At 74.7% G+C, this 19113-nt stretch carries 13 protein-coding genes; 7 read left to right on the top strand and 6 right to left on the bottom strand.

Annotated features, from left to right (window positions below; all coding sequences use genetic code 11):
• Positions 1-31: 31 nt before the first annotated feature.
• Positions 32-1720: a thiamine pyrophosphate-binding protein gene (locus tag ESG85_RS06450; RefSeq protein WP_128977062.1), complete on the bottom strand. Its 1689-nt coding sequence runs from the start codon at positions 1718-1720 to the stop codon at positions 32-34.
• 178 nt (positions 1721-1898) lie between these two features.
• Between ESG85_RS06450 and ESG85_RS06445 the strand changes: the two genes are divergently transcribed.
• Positions 1899-2519: an L-threonylcarbamoyladenylate synthase gene (locus ESG85_RS06445; RefSeq protein ID WP_128977061.1), complete on the top strand. Its 621-nt coding sequence runs from the start codon at positions 1899-1901 to the stop codon at positions 2517-2519.
• Positions 2520-2666: 147 nt separating this feature from the next.
• Positions 2667-3362 (top strand): transcriptional repressor LexA, encoded by a 696-nt coding sequence (gene lexA / locus ESG85_RS06440; RefSeq protein ID WP_246094837.1) that lies wholly within the window; start codon positions 2667-2669, stop codon positions 3360-3362.
• Between the two features lie 27 nt (positions 3363-3389).
• On the opposite strand, the gene ESG85_RS06435 is transcribed toward lexA, so the two are convergent.
• Together ESG85_RS06435 and ESG85_RS06430 are read right to left on the bottom strand one after the other, a co-directional pair.
• Positions 3390-3980 carry an isochorismatase family protein gene (locus ESG85_RS06435; protein ID WP_128977066.1) on the bottom strand — a complete coding sequence of 197 codons (591 nt, stop codon included), beginning with the start codon at positions 3978-3980 and terminating at the stop codon, positions 3390-3392.
• Positions 3981-4235: 255 nt separating this feature from the next.
• Complete coding sequence (locus tag ESG85_RS06430) at positions 4236-5177, bottom strand: SMI1/KNR4 family protein (RefSeq protein ID WP_128977059.1); 942 nt, start codon at positions 5175-5177, stop codon at positions 4236-4238.
• A gap of 221 nt (positions 5178-5398) precedes the next feature.
• Here ESG85_RS06430 and ESG85_RS35445 point away from each other — a divergent pair, with 221 nt between their 5' ends.
• From ESG85_RS35445 to ESG85_RS06420, 3 genes are all read left to right on the top strand, one after another.
• Complete coding sequence (locus ESG85_RS35445) at positions 5399-5512, top strand: class III lanthipeptide (RefSeq protein ID WP_219825165.1); 114 nt, start codon at positions 5399-5401, stop codon at positions 5510-5512.
• A 292-nt stretch (positions 5513-5804) separates the two neighbouring features.
• Entirely contained in the window at positions 5805-8618 is a 2814-nt protein-coding gene (locus ESG85_RS06425) for a class III lanthionine synthetase LanKC N-terminal domain-containing protein (RefSeq protein WP_128977058.1), read from the top strand.
• Positions 8615-10228 carry an ATP-binding cassette domain-containing protein gene (locus ESG85_RS06420; protein WP_219825164.1) on the top strand — a complete coding sequence of 538 codons (1614 nt, stop codon included), beginning with the start codon at positions 8615-8617 and terminating at the stop codon, positions 10226-10228. The genes ESG85_RS06425 and ESG85_RS06420 overlap by 4 nt, the downstream gene beginning before the upstream one ends.
• Before the next feature lie 37 nt (positions 10229-10265).
• On the opposite strand, the gene ESG85_RS06415 is transcribed toward ESG85_RS06420, so the two are convergent.
• The 3 genes from ESG85_RS06415 to ESG85_RS06405 form a co-directional block, all read right to left on the bottom strand.
• On the bottom strand, positions 10266-13625 hold the full coding sequence (locus ESG85_RS06415) for a helix-turn-helix transcriptional regulator (RefSeq protein WP_128977057.1): 3360 nt from the start codon (positions 13623-13625) through the stop codon (positions 10266-10268).
• A gap of 104 nt (positions 13626-13729) precedes the next feature.
• A complete protein-coding gene (locus ESG85_RS06410; RefSeq protein WP_246094838.1) occupies positions 13730-14371 on the bottom strand; it encodes a response regulator in 642 nt (213 codons plus the stop codon).
• Positions 14368-15543: a sensor histidine kinase gene (locus ESG85_RS06405; protein ID WP_128977055.1), complete on the bottom strand. Its 1176-nt coding sequence runs from the start codon at positions 15541-15543 to the stop codon at positions 14368-14370. The genes ESG85_RS06410 and ESG85_RS06405 overlap by 4 nt, the downstream gene beginning before the upstream one ends.
• A 284-nt stretch (positions 15544-15827) precedes the next feature.
• On the opposite strand from ESG85_RS06405, the gene ESG85_RS06400 reads away from it, so the two are divergent.
• Together ESG85_RS06400 and ESG85_RS06395 are read left to right on the top strand one after the other, a co-directional pair.
• Positions 15828-17156, top strand: coding sequence for a YncE family protein (locus tag ESG85_RS06400; RefSeq protein WP_128977054.1), 1329 nt, complete (start codon positions 15828-15830; stop codon positions 17154-17156).
• 24 nt (positions 17157-17180) lie between these two features.
• The gene (locus tag ESG85_RS06395) at positions 17181-19112 is read left to right on the top strand and encodes a glycoside hydrolase family 5 protein (protein ID WP_128977053.1); all 1932 of its coding nucleotides are present in this window, start codon (positions 17181-17183) and stop codon (positions 19110-19112) included.
• Position 19113: the final 1 nt, after the last annotated feature.

The raw sequence follows: 19113 nt of genomic DNA, 5'->3' as shown, positions 1-19113 counted from the left end.
GGGGCCGGGGCGGGGGCCTGGGCGGCGGGCGTCATCGGGCGGACTCCTGGGGAACGGTGACGATGCTGGGGCCGGGGGTGGTCAGGGCCGTGGACAGGGCGGCGGCGAGCTCCTCCGGCGAGCGTGCGACGGTGCCCTGCCCGCCGTACGCCCGGGCGAGCGCCGGCAGGTCCACGGACGGCAGGCCGACGGCCACGGGCTCGTCCCCGCGTGCCGCCGTCTCCTCGCGGATCCCGCCGTAGCCGCCGTTGTCGAAGACCACGACCGGCAGCGGCAGACCCGACTGCGCGGCGGTGGCGAGCTCCTGCACGGAGAACTGCAGTCCGCTGTCCCCGCTCAGGGCCACGACCTGGCGGCCGGGGCAGGCGGTCTTGGCGCCGATGGCGGCGGGCAGCGCGTAGCCGAGCGTGCCGAACCCGGTCGGGTGCAGAAAACGCCCCTCGGGCCCGACCGGCAGGTGCGGCAGCGCCCCGTAGGAGCCGCACCGGGCGCCGTCGGAGGTGATGACGGCGTCCTCGGCGAGCACCCGGCGCATCGCCCGCAGATACGGCCGCCAGCGCGCGTCGCGCGTACGGGTCTCGTCGTCGCGCGTGGTGCGCAGATCGGTGACGAGCGCGCCCACGTCGGCCTCGTCGTCGCAGCCCGCGGTGTCACGCTCCCGCTCGCGACAGGCGTCGAGCAGCGCACGGAGCACCGGCGCCGCGTCTCCGACCAGCGGGACGTCCGCGGGGAGCCCCGCGTACATCTGGGCGGGGTCGAGGTCGACCCGGATCAGGCTTCCGGTGAGCGCCGGCAGCGGACCCCAGACGTCGGACTCGGCCAGCTCCGTGCCGACGGCGAGCACCACGTCCCGGTCCGCCAGCCACTTCTGCACGGCCGGGCTGTGCAGGGACACGCCCAGCGAGAGCGGATGCCGCTCGTCCACCACGCCCTTGCCGTTGGCGGTGGTGACGACCGGCGCGCCGAGCAGCGCGGCGAGCGCCCGGCACTCGGCCGAGGCCGCCCGCGCACCGCCGCCCAGAACGAGCGCCGGCCGCCGGGCGGCGGACAGCGCGTCCGCCGCCGCTGCCAGCGCGGCCGGGTGGGGCAGGGCGTGCCCGGCGGGCGGCGCGGTACGGACGGGACCGGCGGGTTCGACGGCCTCCAGCAGGTCCAGTGGCACCTCGATGTGGACGGGCCGGGGCCGGCGCGTACGGAACAGCGTGAAGGCCCGGGCCACCGCCGCACCGATCTCGTCCACGGACGACACCCGGTGACCGACCGCGGCCACGGCCCGCAGGGCGTCGGTCCGGCTCCGCATCCCGGGCAGCAGACCGGTCGACTGCCGTGGGTGCCGCAGCGGCATGCCGGGCGACACCACGAGCAGCGGCACGCTGTCGGAGTACGCCTGGCCCACCGCCGCCGCGATGTTCAGGAGCGCGGGCCCCGTGGTGGTGATCGCGACGCCCGGCCGCCCCGACACCCGGGCGTAGGCGTCCGCCGCATAGCCCGAGCCCTGCCCGTGACGGCTCGTCACGTGCCGGATGCCGTACGGTCCGAGGTGCGGGAGGATCTCCAGGTCGTGGGCGCCGGGGATGCCGAACGCGTCCGTCACGCCGTGCGCGGCCAGCGCGCGGACGACGGCCTCGCCACCGGTGAGCGACCCGGTGTCCGCAAGATCCCCGCCGCCGGCGAGGCGTCGGTCGCCACGCGGGACCGGGTCGGTCGGGAGGTCGGACACGGTGGCTCCTGGCAGGTGTGACGGCGGGACGGTCGGGCGACCCCTCCTACTGACTGACTCATCAGTCAGTATCGGAAGCCCGGGGCGACGCTGTCAACGGCCAGGCGGCGGTCACCGCCCCGAGGGGCGCGGACCCGGGGAGCGAACGATCCCGCCGGGCATCCCGTAGGGTCGGAAAATGGCCAAGTACTTCGACGTCCACCCGGAGTCCCCGCAGCCGCGCACCATCGGCACCGTGGTCGACAGCCTCCGGACCGGAGCCCTCATCGCGTACCCCACCGACTCCTGCTTCGCGCTGGGCTGCCGGATCGGCAACCACGAGGGCCTCGAGCGGATCCGGTCCATCCGGCGCCTCGACGACCGGCACCACTTCACCCTGGTCTGCGAGAACTTCGCCCAGCTCGGGCAGTTCGTCCACGTCGACAACAACGTCTTCCGCGCGGTCAAGGCCGCCACACCGGGCAGCTACACCTTCATCCTGCCCGCGACCCGCGAGGTCCCGCGCCGCCTGATGCACCCCAAGAAGAAGACCGTCGGCGTCCGCATCCCCGACCACGCCGTCACCCGGGCCCTGCTCGCCGAACTCGGCGAGCCCCTGGTGTCCAGCACCCTGCTCATGCCGGACGAGGAGGAGCCGATGACCCAGGGCTGGGAGATCAAGGACCGGCTGGACCACCTCCTCGACGCCGTCCTGGACTCCGGCGACTGCGGCACCGAGCCGACGACCGTCGTCGACTTCTCCAACGGCGAGGCCGAGATCGTACGGCGCGGAGCCGGCGACCCGGCCCGCTTCGAGTGACGCGGCGCGCCCTCCGGCCTCCGCTTCCGCCCCACCCGACCTGCTGCGATGTCAGCGGGCCGGGTTAGTGTGCCCTCATCGGCGACATGGCATGACAGAACACGAACCGACGCAGAAGACGCGGAAACGGAAGAACGGAGGCCGACCATGGGCAGAAACCGTGCCGGCCGGCCGCCGGGCACCCGGATCAACCACGACGGGCTGACCCAGCGCCAGCAGCAGATCCTCGACATCATCCGCACCCACACCCGGCGGCACGGCTTCCCGCCCTCCATGCGCGAGATCGCCGCGGGTGCCGGTCTGCTCAGCACGTCCAGCGTCTCCCACCAGATCCGCGCCCTGGAGAAGAAGGGCTTCCTGCGCCAGGACCCGCACCGCCCGCGCGCCTACGTGCTCGCCGACACCCGGCCGGACGCCGACGCGTCCGGCGACGGCCGCGAGAGCCGGCTGGAGCGGGAGGGCGAGCGCCACGCGGTGACCGTGCCGCTGGTCGGCCGCATCGCGGCCGGTGTGCCCATCACGGCGGAGGAGATGGTCGAGGACACCCTCGTGCTGCCCGCCCAGGTCGTCGGCGCGGGCCGGCTCTTCGCCGTGACCGTCGTCGGCGACTCCATGCGCGACGCCCACATCGAGGACGGCGACGTGGTCGTCGTGCGCGCGCAGGACACCGCCGACGACGGCGACATCGTCGCCGCCATGCTGGACGGCGAGGCCACCGTCAAGCGACTCGCCCACGACGGCCCGCACGTGTGGCTCAACCCGGCCAACCCCCGCTACGAGCCGATCCCGGGCGACGACGCGGTCGTCCTCGGCAAGGTCGTGTCCGTCCTGCGCCGTCTCTGACCCGCCTCCGCCCTGCGTCGCGCCTGCTCAGCCGAGCGCCGAGGCGTCGGGCACGACGACCCCGTACACGTCGCCGATCGTCGCGAGCGCGCCGAGGTGCAGCTGCTCGGCGGAGACCTCCCCGCCCGGCGTGGCCAGCGGGCGCGTGGCGCACGCGTCCGCCACGACCGTGGGGCGGTTGCCGCGCAGGAACGCGCCGGCCGAGGTGAACGCCACGCACATGTGCGTCATGAACCCGGCGACGACCACGTCCTTGTGGCCCGCGGCGTCGACCACCTCACCGAGAACGGTGCCGGCGAACGCGTCCGGCGCGGTCTTCACCACGACCCGCTCGCCCTCGGCCGGCGCCACCCGGGGATGGATCCGCCCGATCTCGGCACGGATGTCGTACGGCGTGCCCGCGCCGCCGTCGTTGACGACGTGGACGACCTCGGCGCCGGCGGCCCGGGCCCTGGCGAGCAGCTCGGCGGCGGCGTCGAGCGCCGCCTCCCAGCCGGTCAGCTCGAGCACGCCCCGGGTGTAGGTGTTCTGGTAGTCGACGAGGATCAGCGTCGAGGCGGCGAGCGAGGCCGGGGTCTGGTCGAAGCCGCTGAGCTCGCGCAGGCTGGTCGACGGCATGCTGACGGACATGGGTGTCCCTTCTCGGGGCGTGGGTCGGAGAAACGGCCGGGAAACCGGCCGCGTCCGCGTCGCGCGGTGGCCCGGCGGCCGTGCGTCCACGCTACGAACCGGCCCCGGATGGCGGCAATGTCATGCGACCCGCAGATCCGGACATCGCCGCCGCCTTCCCGCGTGAGCGAGGGCCGAGGTCCGAAAGTGAGGGCCTGAGCGCTTCTTCCGGACCCGCGTCGCCCCCCTCTCCGGACAGCACGCCTAGGGTGCCCGGTCGAGCATCCGCCGGATGGTCTCGTGCACCGAGGGGTCCTCCTCGACCGCGAGCCGTTCGGCGAGCGCCCGACGCCCGGACGCGCTGGGCCACCGGCCCTCGGCCACGGACACCGTCATGAGGACGGCGGCGAGTGACCGCACCTTGGCGACCTCGTCCGCGAGGGCGGCCGCCAGCAGCGCGCGGCCGCGTTCTCCCTGAGCGGCCATGGCGCGAAGGATCCCTTCCCTGACGGCAGGGTGCGGTTCCCTCTCGTAGGCCCGGAGCAGGGTGGCCGGCAGCGCGGGGCCGGGCCGCGGGTGCGTGAGGAACGTGTACGCCGCCGCCCGACGCCGGGCGGGCAGCGCGTCACCGAGGAGCGTGGCCACCAGCTCCTCCTCGCCGCCCGCCATCTGGTCGGCGAACCGGTTCAGGCTCCGGTGTCCGGTGAGGACGAAGTCCAGCCACCGCTCGTACCAGGCGAGGAAATCGGGGTCGCTGTGGAACCGCGGGGAGAAGAAGCCCTCGGCGTTGACCTCGACCAGACGGCCGCGGCCGGGTCCCGTGACGACGAGCAGGGTGTAGTCGCTGCACCCGCGGTGGACCACGGTGATCGTGCCGGGGAAGGCCCCGACGAGCTCCTCGTTCGGTTCCGGCCCTTCGGGAACGTCCAGGTCGGGAACGACCGGGAACGGGGCGGAGAGCCGTCCGGCGCAGACGTCGCCGGCGGAGGCCTGCCACCGGTGGAGGGGCAGCAGCCCGTGGTCGGGGCCGTATCCGCCGCTCCCGACGCGGGTGAGGAACCGCCGGAACTCCTCCGGCAGGCGGACGCCGTGCGCGTCCTCGAATCGTGCGACCCGTTCCTCGGGGAGGGGCGGGTCGAGGGTCGCCTCGTGCGAGGTCGGCAGCGCGGCGAGCTTGGTGCGGATCCGGTCGATCCGGTCGTCCACGGTCGGTCTTCTCGTGTCTGAGGGTGGTCGGTGGCGTGAGGATAGCGGACGGCACACCCCACCATTCCCGGGGCCCCGCGCGGGGCGGATTATGGGGGCGGAACTCCCATGTGCGGGGGCGGCGGACGGCGAAGACTTGGCCGTGCCGGACGGCCGGCCGGTACCGACACCCGATTCCCGTGCACCCGGCGGTGCACCCGCACAGCGAGGAGATGATCCGGATGAGCAGTGTGCTCAAGCTCCAGCAGCTCGACCCCACGGTCGCCAACAGCAGCGCGGCCGTTGTCAGCCTCACCAGCTCCAGCAGCAACTGCTGCAGCACGAAGCCGGTGTGATCCGGCGGTGATCCGCGCGGGGGTGCACGGGGCACCTCCGCGCGGATCCCGCGTCTCCGTTTCCCGTGCCGGCCGTGCTCCCGTACTGGCCGCGCTCCCGTACCGGCAGTGCTCCCGTACCGGCCGTGTTCCGTGCCGGCAGTACTCCCGTACGGCCGTGCTCCCGGAGCGGCCGTGGTCCGTACACCGTGCTCCCGTACGTCGTCATCCCGTACGTCCGTACGTTCCGTGCACGCGCACCGCCGTGCACCCGTACTTCCTGTCGAACGCAGAGGGCTGAGCAGAGGCTGAGATGCGCAACGAACGATGGGTCAACCGGTTCCTCTTCGCCTGGAACGACACGCTGTTCTTCGATCCGCTCGACGTCCACTACATCCCGCGCGACGACCACTTCCTCGCCGGGCTCGACGAGCGGACCCGGGCGCGCTTCGTCCGCAGCGGGATCTGGTGGAGCCACCGGCACGACCCGGACCTGCCGGCGCAGGGCTGGAAGATCCACGTCTCGGCGCACCACCGCAACGTGCGGGAGGTCGCCGCCACGGTCATCGGCTATCTCACCGAGCGCGGCGACGACTTCAAGATCGCCCTCGACCTCAACATCTTCGAGATGCTCAACTCCAAGGGCATGGCCCGGGGCAGCGGCGGCAAGCTCGTCACCGTGTACCCGCGCGACGAGGAGCGCTTCCGTTCGTGCCTCGCCGACCTCGCCCGGCTCCTGGAGGGCGCCGAGGGCCCGTACGTCCTGTCGGACCTCCGCTACCGCGACAGCAAGGCGCTCTACTTCCGCTACGGCCAGTTCCTCGACACCCACGGCGTCGACGTGCTCGGGCGGCGGGTCCCGCACGTCACCGGGCCGGACGGGACGCCCGTGCCCGACGACCGGCGGGTCGGGCAGGCCCACCCCCGGTGGGTGGCGTGGCCCTTCACCGACTGGAAGCCCGCCGACTTCGAGGCCGGCGCGGCCGGCGACGGTGACGAGGCCGGCGCGGCCGGCGAAGCGGACGCCGACGGCACCGACGACGGGCTGCTCGGCGGGCGGTTCCGGGTGACCGGCGCCATCCAGTTCTCCAACAGCGGCGGCGTGTACACCGCGGAGGACACCGCCGACGGCGACCGCAAGGTGGTCCTCAAGGAGGCCCGCCCGCACACCAACCCCAATCCCCGCCAGGACCACGACGCCGTCGACATCCTCGCCCGCGAGTGGAGCTTCCTGAACCGGCTGGCCGGCACCGGCGCCTTCCCGGCGCCCGTCGCGCGGTTCACCCACTGGGAACACCACTACATCGCCGAGGAGTTCGTCGACGGCTCCGACATCCGCGCGGTGCTCCTCGAACGCAACCCGCTCGCCCGTCCCGGCTTCGACGTCGAGCGCTCCAAGGACTTCCTGCGGATCTTCCTCGCCGTCTTCCGCAGCCTCGCCCGCGCCGTCCGGGCCGCCCACCGGCGCCACGTCGTCCTCGGCGACCTCACCGCCGCCAACCTGCTCGTCGACCCCGTCACGTACGAGGTCACCGTCGTCGACCTGGAGGCCTGCCGGCTCGCCGACGACGCCCCCGACACCGAAGGGGAGGGCGGCGACCACGGCTCCGGGCTCGACCGGCCCGTCGAGCTGTTCACCCCCGGCTTCAGCCTCTCCCGCCACACCTACGAGGCCTTCGGCTTCGAAGGCGACCTCTTCGCCCTCGCCACCACCATGGCCTACTTCGTCTTCCCGATAGCCGCCATGTCGTACCTCCGCGAGGACGTCCTCGACAGCTACCGCCTCTACCTCGACGACCTGGGCTGGCCCCCGCGCCTGCACGAACTGATCACCGGCCTCGCCGCCGCCCGCATCGGCCTCGACGAGGTCCTCGACGCCCTGGCCGACGAGCAGGCGCTGATCGACCAGGTGCGCGGCCCGGGAACCCGGCCCGCCGAGCCCGCGGCCCTCGCCGCCGCCGAGGCCGGCGTCGCCGCGTTCGTCACCGCCGTCGCCGGCACCGAACGCGCCACGCTCTTCCCCGTCGACCCGTTCGCCCACGTCACCAACCCGCTCAGCCTCGGCTTCGGGGCGAGCGGCGTGCTGTGGGCGCTGCACGCCTCCGGCGTACCCGTGCGCGACGAGTGGCGCGCCTGGCTGCGCCGACGGCTGACCGGCCTCGACACCCGGCCGTACCCCGACGGGCTGATGAGCGGCCTCGCCGGCATCGCCTGGGCCGCCGACACCCTCGGCCTCAGGGACGAGGCCAGGGAACTCCTCGACCACGCCAACCGGCGCGTCCGCGCGGCCGGGACCGAGGCCGCCGACCACACCTTCTACTACGGCCTCGCCGGGCTCGGCATGACCAACCTCCGCTTCCACCTGCACGGCCGCGACCGCATCCCGCGCGACCTCGGCGCCGCCCGGGCCTGCGCGGACGCCCTCCACGACACGGTCCACCGCGACGGCCCGCGCGCCTACTGGCTCAACGCCTTCTCGCGCGGTGAGCCGCTCACCGGGCTCGGCTTCGGCCAGGCCGGCGTCGCCCTGTTCCTGCTGCGGATGCACCAGGTCACCGGCGAGGAACGCCATCTACGGCTCGGCCGGGCCGCGCTGGCCTGGGAGACGGCCCACGCCCGCCCCATCGACGACGAGGGCGGCCCGGTCATGTTCGAGCACGAGGGCACCATGGAGCCCTACCACGAGGTGGGATCCGCCGGAGTGGCCCGCGTGCTGCTGCGCTACGGCGACCTCGACACGGCCCGCACCGTGCTCCGCGGCCTCGACGTCGGCCACTCCGTCCTGCCCGGCCTGTCCTTCGGCATGAGCGGCATCGCCGACGCGCTGCTCGACGCCGCCGAGTTCACGAAGGACCGCGGCTACCGCGAGACCGCGCTGCGCCAACTCGACTACGTGCGCCAGGTGTTCCTCTTCGAGCCCGCGGCGCGCTTCGGCGTGCCGCGGGAACCGGCAGAGGCGTCCGGATCGGACGGAGCGCCCGGCCCCGTCCCGCTCGGCGTCCCCGGCGAGGGGCTGCTGCGCTGCTCCACCGACTACCTGACCGGCTCGGCGGGCGTCCTGCGCGTCCTCCACCGCGTCCGCACCGGCGCCACCGCCGACTTCCTCCTCGACGAGGTGGACCGGTGAACCAGCTCTGGCGCACCCTGAGCGGACACCGCGCGCCGTTCACGGCGATCCTCGCCGCCGAGGCCGTCGCCGGCGGCACCGAGGCCCTGCTCCACCCGCTGCTGCTCAAGGCCCTGTTCGACCAGGCCATCCTCACCGCCGACTTCCGCCGCTTCCTCCTCCTCGGCGGCTGCTACCTGCTGCTCGGTCTCACCCTCAACATCGCCGGGTACTGGACCGCCTGGTGGCGCAAACGCTTCGAGAACGGCTTCGTGCTCGCCCTGGAGTCCGAACTCCTCGCCCGCACCCTCGACCTGGACGGCCGGCGGCTCGCCGGTCCGGGCAGCGCCTCGTACGTCAGCCGCATCCACAACGACGTCCGCGAGGGCGTGCTGCCGGCCGTCGACGTCAGCATCCGCATCGCCCGTCAGGCCGTCGCCTCCACCGTCTTCCTCGGCGTGCTGCTCTACCTGTCCTGGCAGGCCAGCCTCGTCCTCCTCGTGATCGTGCCGCCGCTCGTGCTCATCAGCAACCGGCTCGCCAAGCGCATCGCGAAGAACACCGACGCCGAACGCGAGGCCGAGGCCCGCTACGTCCAGATCCTCACCCGGACCCTCGAGGCCTTCCACGCACTGCGCGGCCTGCCGGCCCTGCGGCCCGCCACCCGCGCCGCCAACCGGGAGGCGCTGGGCGGCTTCCTCGGCATCACCTTCACCAACCACCGGCTCGCGCAGAAGCAGCGCACCCTCAGCGACCTCGTCATGAACCTCTCGGACACGGCGTCGATGGTCATCGGAGCGTTTTTCGTCTTCTCCGGCCGGATGTCCTTCGGCAGCTTCCTCGCCTTCGTCAACTCGCTCTGGCGCGCCGTCACCGGCGTCTTCGAACTGGTCAACACGATCCCGCAGACCCGGCGGAGCACCGCCGTCCTGCAGCGCATCGAGTCGCTGCGCGGCACGCCCGCCGCCCCGTACCACGAGGAGGGCGCGCTGATCCGGATCCACGGCGCCCGGATCCGCTACGGCGACGAGGCCCGGGACCGGGACGCGGACGCGGCCCGGGACGGAGACGGGTCGCGGGCCGGGGCCGGGGCCGGAGAGCGGGCCGGGGCCGATGCCCGGGAACTCGTCCTGCCCGACTTCGTCCAGCACGCCGGCGAGCACGTCCTGCTGCGCGGTCCCAACGGCTGCGGCAAGACCACCCTCCTGCACGTCGTCGCCGGCACCCTCGCGCCCGACCACGGCACCGTCACCCTGCCGCCCCGCGTCGCGAGCCTCACCGCCCCCGTCGACCTGCCGCCGCTGCCCGTACGCGAGCTCGTCCCCGACCCCGTCCTGCGCGCCGCGCTCGGCCTCGACGCCCACGCCGGACAGCTGCCCGCCGAGCTGTCGTCGGGCCAGCGGCAGCGCGCCGGGATCGGCGCGCTGCTCTGCGAGGACGCGGACGCCTACCTCGCCGACGAGCCCTTCGCGAACCTCGACGACAGGAGCCGGGCACTCGTCCTGCGCCTGCTGCGCGAACGCACCGCGGGCCGCGCCCTGCTCGTCGTCCACCACGGCGACGAGAACCTCGATCCCGACTTCGACCGGGTGGTACGCGTAGCGACTCCCGCGGGGGCTGTACGGGGCTGAGGCGAGGGGCGACGGAGCGGCCGGCGTCGGACCGTGTCTACCGGGCGCCGCCCGTCACCAGCTCGCGGGCCGCCGACGCGAAGGCCGCCCGGTTCGGGTGACCGGTCTTCTGCAGCAGGCTCGACACGTGCTTCTCGACCGTCCGGGGCGAGATGTGCAGACGGCCCGCGATGTCCCGGTTGCCGAACCGCTCCGCGAGCAGCCGCGCCACCTCGAACTCGCGCACCGTGATCCCGCAGCGGCGCAGTCCCGGCGGCACCAGCTCCGTCCCCGACCGGCGCTGGCGCACCGGGGCACCCATCGACCGCAGCAACGCCCGGCAGGCGCCGGCGACCGCCGGGAGGCCCGCGCCGTGGAAGTGCTCCTCCGCCTCGCGCGCCCACTCCGCCGGCGCGCCCCAGCCGTCCTCGTACGCGGCCCGGGCCACCAGGCGCAGGCCCAGATGCCGGGCCAGCGGATAGGGCGCGGCGGCCCGCAGGGCGGCCGCGGCCGCGGCCGTCGCCCGCTCGGGACGGCCCTCCCGGCCGAGGAGTACGGCGTCCGCGAGACCCGCGAACGACCGGTTCCACCGGGCCCCGCCGGCACCCGCCGCCGTCGCGCGGTCGTGGTGCGGCCGCCCGGCCCGCCCCGCGAGCACCCCGCACAGCAGGGCGACCCCGTACCTGCCGAAGTCTCCGGTGGCCGGATTCTCCGCGTGATACGCGAGCGCCTGTGCGAACTCCCGCTCGGCCGCCTCGCGGTCCTCCTCCAGGAGCGAGCAGAAGCCCCGGGCGAGCCCGAACTCCATGGCGCGCAGCCCGGGCGCCGCGCCGGCCACCGGCTCGAACCGCTCCAGGGCCTCCCGCAGCTCCTCGCGCTCGCCCCGGTGCGCGGCGCGCACCGCCTCGGCGAGCCGCCACAGCGCCACCGACCGCCCCAGGCCCCGGCGCGCCGCGTCGGCCTCGCCGTCCCGGATCAGCTCCCGCGCCGCCGCCGAGTCCCCGCGCCGCACCCGGTCCAGCGCCAGCGCGAACCCCGACTCGTGTGCCTGCGGCCCGAGTCCCGCCCGCAGCGCCTCCCGCCGGACCTCCTCGACGGCGGCGGCCGCCCCGTCCCGGCACATCACGAGCCGGGCGAGGCCGCCGTCGGCCGCGATCCGCAGCGGTGTGCCCGCCGGGCCGGACGCGAGCGTCCCGGCCCGTGCGAAATGCTGCGCCGCGGTGCCGGCGTCGGTGTCCTGGGTGAGGTGACCGAGGGCGAGGAGCGCCTGTCCGGCGAGCTCGGGGAGGCCCGCCGCGAGGGCGGCGGCGAGGGCCCGACGGGCCGCCGAGGCGGCGGTGCGCAGCCGCTCGGGCGCGAGCCGGGACGCTTCCACGAGGGCGGCGGACAGTTCCACGACGACCAGGGCCCGGGCCTCGGCACCGTCGCCGGAGCCGCACGGTTCACGGGGAGGTCCGGGTTCGTCCGGCCGGGCGGGCTCACCGGGCCGGGCGAGGATCCCGAGCCGGCCGGCGCCGCCGGCCACGCCGGGCGCCCCGGGTCCGCCCGGGCGCCCGGGAGCGCCGAACTCGTCGAGACCTCCGAGCCGGCTGAGTTCGCCGAGCCGGCCGGCGCTCCCGAGCCGGCCGAACCCTCCCGGTCGGCCGGCCGCGGCGACCCCGCCGACCCCGTCGGCCCCGCCCGCCCAGCCGACGCATCCCAGCAGCCACCGTGCCAGGTCCAGGTGGCGCAGGGCCGCCTCGGGCCGGCCGGCGAGGGTGTGGGCGTGGGCGAGGCGGGCGTGGAGGGCGGCACGGCGGGGTGCCGGGAGGCCGTGGAGGTCGGACGGGAGGTCCAGGGCGTCCGCGGGCAGCGCGGCGAGACGGCCGGTGACGAGGACGGCGTCCAGGAGGAGTTCGCGTACGGTCGCGCGGTCCTCCGGCGGCACGGCGGGGGACAGCAGGCCGTGGGCCGTGCCGAGGAGGGCCTGCGCCCGGTCAGGGTCACCCACGGCCGTCGCCCGGCGGGCCGCCTCCGCGTAGTGCGCGACGGCTTCCGCCGGGTCGCCCGCCGCCGCGTGGAGCGCCGCGGCGCGGGCGCACCACGGTCCCGGCAGCCCCGGGTGGGCCCCGGCCATCGCGCGTACGGCCCGGCGGGCGGCGCAGGTGCGGTCCGCGGGGGACAGGCCCTCCCGCAGGGCCCGGCCCACCAGGGCGTGACGGAAGGCGAGGCGTTCGGGATCCTCCGGGTCCGGGACGAGGAGGAAGGCGTGGACCGCGGCCCGCAGCAGCGGCGCCAGCTCCTCCTCGGCGCGGCCGGTGGCGCACGCGAGGGCGGGAACGGCGAACGCGTCCCCGAACAGCGCGGCCACGCCCAGCAGCCCGGTGGCGTCGGGGCCCAGCCGTCCCGCCCGGTACAGCACGTCCGCCGCGACCGCCGCCGGAACCCCCACCTCCGTACGCCTGCCCGACGCGGCCGACTCCCTCGTCAACTCGCGCACGGCGAAGGGAAGTCCGCCGCACTCGTCGACCGCACGCGCGGTCACCCGGCGGGCCAGGTCCGGTTCCCGTTCCGGCTGTTGGCGCCCCGCCCGTAACTCGTCCAGCACCAGCCGGCGCACGTCGGCCGGGGCGAGCGGCGCCAGGGTGACGTGCCGGTGTGCCCGGGCGGCCAGGGCCGCGACCGCGCCGTGCTCCGCTCCGCGTGACGGAACCGTGGTGGCCAGGAGGAGGACCGGCAGCGCGGCGAGCTGGTCGACGAGGTAGTCGACGACGGCGAGGGTTCCCGGGTCCGCCTCGTGCAGGTCGTCCAGCACGAGCAGGAACCCCCGCCGCCCGCCCGCCTCGGCGATCGTGCGCAGGATCGCCTCGGCGGCCGCCAGGGCCGGTACCTCGGAGGCCCCTGCACGGACCGCTCCGGCGCCGTCCCCGCCCCCGTCCCCCCCGACGCCCCCGTACTCCCGGCCCTCTTCGGCGCCCCCGTGCTCCCGGTCCCCTCCGGCGCTCCCGGCTCCGGCGCCCGCGGCTCCGGCTCCGGCTCCGGCTCCGGCGTCCCCGTCCCCTTCGCCGCCCCGGAGGGCGCCCCCGCTCTCCCCGAGCAGCCGGGCGAGGATCCGCCCGTGGCCGCCCGGTTCCCCCGGTGCGGGCAGCCGTCCGGTCCGGGCGAGGGCGAGCAGGGCCTCGATCAGGGGCCGGTAGGGCACGGCCCCGTCGACCGTCCCCGGCCCGCCCCTGACCGCGAGCATCCCCGCCGCCCTCGCCCGGGCGATCACCTCGGCGGCGAACCGGGTCTTCCCCACACCCGGTTCACCGCTGACGACGACCGCCCCGCCGCGCCCCGAACGGACTTCCCCGAGGACCTCGGTGAGGCGGCTCAGTTCCTCACCCCGGCCCACGAGCTCCCCCCGGGCCGGGTCGGTACAGGCGTGCGGCTTCGTCATCTGCCCCTCCCACTCCGGCCCCGCTCGGCGGCGCGCCGGGGACGACGATAGAAAGCGGCGGGTTCCCGCTGCAGCCGTCCGTTTGGGGGGCTTGCGGGGAGGGGTCACCCGGCGTCGAGACTGTCCTCGCGGACGCGCCGGGCGAGGTCGATCTTCGTGTACGCGGGGCGGCCGGCCTGTTGGTACTTGGCCTTGACCCGGTCGAGGTAGTCCTTCGCCGTGTGCACGGTGATCCCGGCGCGCCGGGCGGTGGACTTGAGGGTCAGGCCCGAGGCGTAGTCGAGCAGGACCTGCCGTTCGCGCGGCGAGAGCTTCGGCCGGGAGGGGCTGTCGTCATGGGCGCAGGCGAAGGCGAGTTCGGGGGAGTGGGCGCCGTGTCCGGCCACCACGTCCTTGACGGCGGCGACGAGGGTCGGCAGGTCGTTGTCCTTGGTCAGATAGCCGTCGGCGCCGGCGCGCAGCGCCTCGATGATCCGGGTGCGGTCGGGCACGGTGCTGATCATCAGGACCCGGCTGCCGGCGGCACGCAGCCGCCGGATGTTGTCGGCCGGCGCGGAGGCGTCCCGGAGCACCAGGTCGAGCAGCACGACGTCGGGCGGCGTGCCGGCGGGCCCCGCCGGCACGGCCAGGAGCTCGCCGACCGTTCCGGCCGTGGCCACCAGGCGCAGTTCCGGTACGGAGCCCAGCCAGGACCTCATGCCGTCGAGGAGCATCCGGTCGTCGTCGACGACCGCCACGGTGATCACGCCGGCCAACGCAGCTCCACCCGTACGCCTTCGCCGGGCGCCGTGTCGACGACGGCGCGGCCGCCCACCTCGGCCATCCGGGCGTGCACGGATCCGCGCAGGCCGAAGCCGGGCACGTGGCGGTCGGGGTCGAAGCCCGGGCCCCGGTCGACGACCGTCACGACGGCGCCCGCGCCGCCGGCGTCGCCCGTGGCGGTGAGGTAGGCGTGGCCGGTGCCCGCGTGGCGGCGCACGTTGTTGAGGGCCTCGCGGGCGGCGTCGGCGAACGCGGCGGCGACCGCGGGCGGCACCTCGGGCAGTCCGTGGTACTGGGCGGTGACCCGCAGCCGCAGGCACTCCACGGAGCTGACGGCCTCCTCCAGGGCGGCGCCCATCTCGGGGTGGTGGACCTCCTCGGCGGTCTGCTGGATGAGCCGCCGCAGATAGGCGGCCTCGCGGGCGCAGCGCTCGCGCACCTCGGGCGCGTTGGCGTCGACACCACCGGCGGCGAGCGTGGTCAGGGTGGCGAGCACGGTGTCGTGCAGCGCCCGGTGGTGGTCCAGCCGTTCGGCGTAACGGGCCTTCTGCGCCTCGGCGGCGAGCGCGCGGGCGTTCGCCTCGTCGAGCAGCCGGCCCTGGCGGCGCAGGTACCACCACATGACCCAGGCCATCACCGCGGAGGAGAGCAGTGAGTTGAGGTGTCCGCCGAGCACGGCCGGGCTGGCGCCCACGAGTTCGTAGCCGACGAGATGGGTGGCGACCAGCACGGCGACGGCGGCGAGGGCGTGCGGCCGGCGGAGGGCGATGGCCGCGGTGGCGCTGGACGAACCGCCGAGCAGCATCGCCCAGCCGATCGCGGGGGTCTCCCGCAGCCCGCCCCAGGCGTAGACGGCGAAGGGCAGCAGACAGCCGGTGACGAGGACGTCCGCCGCCACGTGCCGGACGTCGAACCAGCCGCGCCGCAGGGCGGTCCCGTACACGAGGACGCTGAGGCCGAGCGCGGCGGCGATCCCGAGGTACGGCACCGGCCGGCCGCCGCGCTGGGCGACGGCGACGACGCCGACGGTGAGATGGCTCGCGCGGTACAGCAGCGTGGTGAGGATCATGAAGGAGCGGGCGCGCGGGAGCGCCGAGCCCACGCCGCTCGACCGCCGCAGTGCGCGCGACCATCTCGTGGACCGCGACCATGCCATGGCCAAGGACCCCACCGGCAAGACCGTGCCTCCCGTACCACCGTGCCCGACCGTCCCCGTCGTCCCGCATTCTGCCCGAGCCCGCACCCGTCGGGAGGGCCGCTACCAGCCTATTTGTGGACGATGTGAAGGCCCTGTGCGGCTGCTGTGCCCGGACGTCGTACTCAGGGGTAACAGGGCGGCTCCGAGGGCTTGTTGAGCGCGGCACGGTCATGCTTCCCTCGGGGGAGCCTCGCGCGCTTACCGCCGGTAAGCCCTGTCCGGAGCCGGAAGAAGGAACCCCCATGCCCTCTCCCCGTACCCCCTTCCCCGAACCCGTGCCGCGGTCCCCGCGCGGCCGTCGCCGGCGGATCGGCGGCCCCCTCGCCGCAGCGCTCGCCCTGCTCGCCGCCCTCGCCGGTTCCGGTGCCGCCGCCGCACCGGCGGCCGCCGTCCCGACCGGCGGCGACACGGCGGGCACCGCCGCCGGGCTGCGCGAGGTGATGTTCGTCGGCAACAACTGGGACGGCACCGCCGACGTCATCGAGTCCCGCGGGGAGTTCCGCCGCATCGGGCGCGTGAACGTCATCCCCGACCGCGACCAGCGGATGCGCGAGATCCGTCTCGACCCGATCAAGCTGGCGTTCTTCCTCGGAGTGCGCAACGGGCCGGGCGAGGGCCACGACCAGTTCGTCGACGACATGTACGCCACGCCCGACGGCTCCGCGATGGTCGTCTCCCGGCCCAGCTTCGCCGACGTGGTCTCCGTCGACCTGCGCACCGGACGGATCAACTGGCGCTTCCCGGTGGCCGGATACCGATCCGACCACATGGCCGTCTCGCCGGACGGCACCCGCGTCGCCGTCTCCGCCTCCACCGCCAACACCGTCCACGTCCTCGACGTCGTCACGGGCCGCCAGCTCGGCTCCTTCAAGACGGGCGACAAACCCCACGAGAACGTCTTCACCTCCGACGGACTGCTCTGGAACATGTCCATCGGCGAGGTCACCACCGCCCTGGACGCCCCCTGGCTCGACTGGACCAAGGGTGACCGGAGGATCACCGTCGTCGACGCGGACACCTTCGAGACCGTCCGTGTCATCGACATGCGCGAGCGGCTCGACGCCTTCGGCCGCGGCGACCTCTCCGACGCCGTGCGCCCCCTCGTCTTCACGCCCGACGAGAAGAAGATCTACTTCCAGGTCTCCTTCTTCAACGGTTTCCTCGAGTACGACGTCGCCACCGACCGGATCACCCGCCTCAAGGCCCTGCCCGGCAACCCGGCGACCGACCCCGACCGCACGAAGTGGGTCAACGACTCCCGCCACCACGGCCTGTCGATGAGTCCCGACGGCGGCAAGCTGTGCGTCGCCGGCACCATGGACGACTACACCACCGTCGTCGACCGCGCGACCCTCGCCCAGGGTCCGCTGGTCGAGACCTCCAAGCCGTACTGGGCCACCGTCAGCGGCGACGGACGCTCCTGCGTCGTCTCCGAGAGCGGCGCCGACCGGGTCAGCGCGATCGACTTCGCCACCGGCCGGCGGGTCGCCTCCGTCGAGGTCGGCGACCACCCCCAGCGCGTACGGCTCGCCCACGTGCCCGCCGACTGGACCGGCCCCGCGGCCGGCTGACACCCTCACCCATCGAAGGACACCGTGAAGAGAACACTCCTGGGGGCCGCGCTCGCCGCGGCCCTCCTGGCTGCCGCGGCACCCGCGACACCCGCGGCACCCGCCTTCGCCCTCTCCGCCACGGCCACCACGGCCACCACGGCCGCCGGCACCGTCAGCCCGGCCGGAACCGCCCTCGCCGACAGCTGGCGACCGCCCCTGTCCACCCGGGGCCGGTACGTCGTCGACGCCGACGGCGCCCGCTTCAAACTGAAGTCCGGCAACTGGCACGGCGCGCAGGGCTCGTGGAACGGCTCGGGCGACATCGCCGACCCGGCGAACCACCACGACGCGGAGAAGTCCGACCAGCTCCCGCTCGGCCTCGACCGGGCGCCCCTCGCCACCATCCTCGCCGACTTCCACGCCCTCGGCATCAACAGTATCCGGCTGCCCTTCTCCAACGAGATGCTCCACGACCAGCGCCCCGTCCCCGACGCGGCGGTCGCGGCCAATCCCCGGCTCCGCGGCCGCACGCCGCTCCAGGTCTTCGACGCCGTGGTCGCCGCCACCACCGCCGAGGGCTTCGCCGTCATCCTCAACAACCACACCAACACCTCCCGTTGGTGCTGCGGTCTCGACGGCAACGAACGCTGGAACACCAGCCAGTCCACCGCGCAGTGGGAGAACGACTGGCTGTTCCTCGCCAAGCGCTACCAGGGCAACCAGCGGGTCGTCGGCGCCGACCTCTACAACGAGGTCCGGCGCACCGTCACGGACGACGCCAACTGGGGCTGGGGCAACGACCACGACTGGTGGACCGCCACCCAGCGGCTCGGCGACCGCCTCCTCACCGAGGCGAACCCGGACCTCCTCGTCATCGTCGAGGGCATCAACTGGCAGGGCATCCCCACCGACATCACCCCACACGGGCGGCCCACCCTCGAACCCGCCCGCACCCTCTCCCACACCCTCGTCGCCTCCGACAAACTCGTCTACTCGGCCCACTTCTACGGGTACACGGGACCGCACCACACCGGAGCCACCGGCACCGGCGAGACCCATGACCAGCGCTACCAGGAACTGTCACGCGAGGACCTGTTCGCGACCCTGGACCGGCAGGCCTTCTTCGTCTCCGCCGACACCGGCCGGCACTACACCGCCCCCGTGTGGATCAGCGAGTTCGGCATCGGCGCCGACGAGACCGGCCCCCAGGGCCGCGCCTGGTTCGGCAACTTCGTCGACCACCTCGTCGCCACGGACGCCGACTTCGCCTACTGGCCCCTCGTCGGCTTCACCGGCCACGGGCGATGGAAGCTCCTCGACTACGACACCCAGGGCCGCCGCTCCGGCGTCCTGGACGGGGACGACTGGCGTGCCGCCCACTGGACCCGGCTCGTCACCGCACCCGCGAAGACCGGCCCCGTACCGGTCACCGACACCTGGGACCAGCTCAACCTCGACCACGCGGACGCCGTCCAGTCGCTCCGCGCCCGCGCGGGCGGCGACTGGGACCACGGCGCCCGCAAGGGCGTCTGCCCCGACGGGCAGCGGCTCCTCGGACTCGCCCACCGCGACGGCCGGGGCCTGTGCGCCGACGCCGGAGCGGCCCGGCTCACCGCTCCCACGGGAGCGTTCACCGTCGTCACGGACGAGCGCCACGTCAAGGAGGGCGACTGGGCCTCCGGGTACAGCAAACTCCAGTGCCCCCGCGACCGGTTCCTGGTCGGCTACAGCGTCCGCGGCCAGGCCGTCTCGGCCGCCCTCTGCGCCCCCGCCACCCGCGCCCTGCCCGTCACCGGCCGCACCGTGTGGTTCGACCGCGGCGACAACCGGCCGGCCGGCGACCCCGGCGGCGAGTTCGCCCAGGGCAACTACAAGGGCCAGTGCGCCACCACGGAGTACGCCGCCGGGATCGCCTTCACCGGCGCCTGGGCGAAGGGCAAGACCCCCGACGCCCTGCTCTGCCGCGCCCTGTAGG

Origin of the sequence: Streptomyces roseicoloratus (genome assembly GCF_004117935.1) — a bacterium.
In the GTDB taxonomy this organism is placed as follows: Bacteria; Actinomycetota; Actinomycetes; order Streptomycetales; family Streptomycetaceae; genus Streptomyces; species Streptomyces roseicoloratus.
Note: the sequence above shows the minus strand (reverse complement) of the source record. Positions and strands in the feature narration are given on the sequence as shown.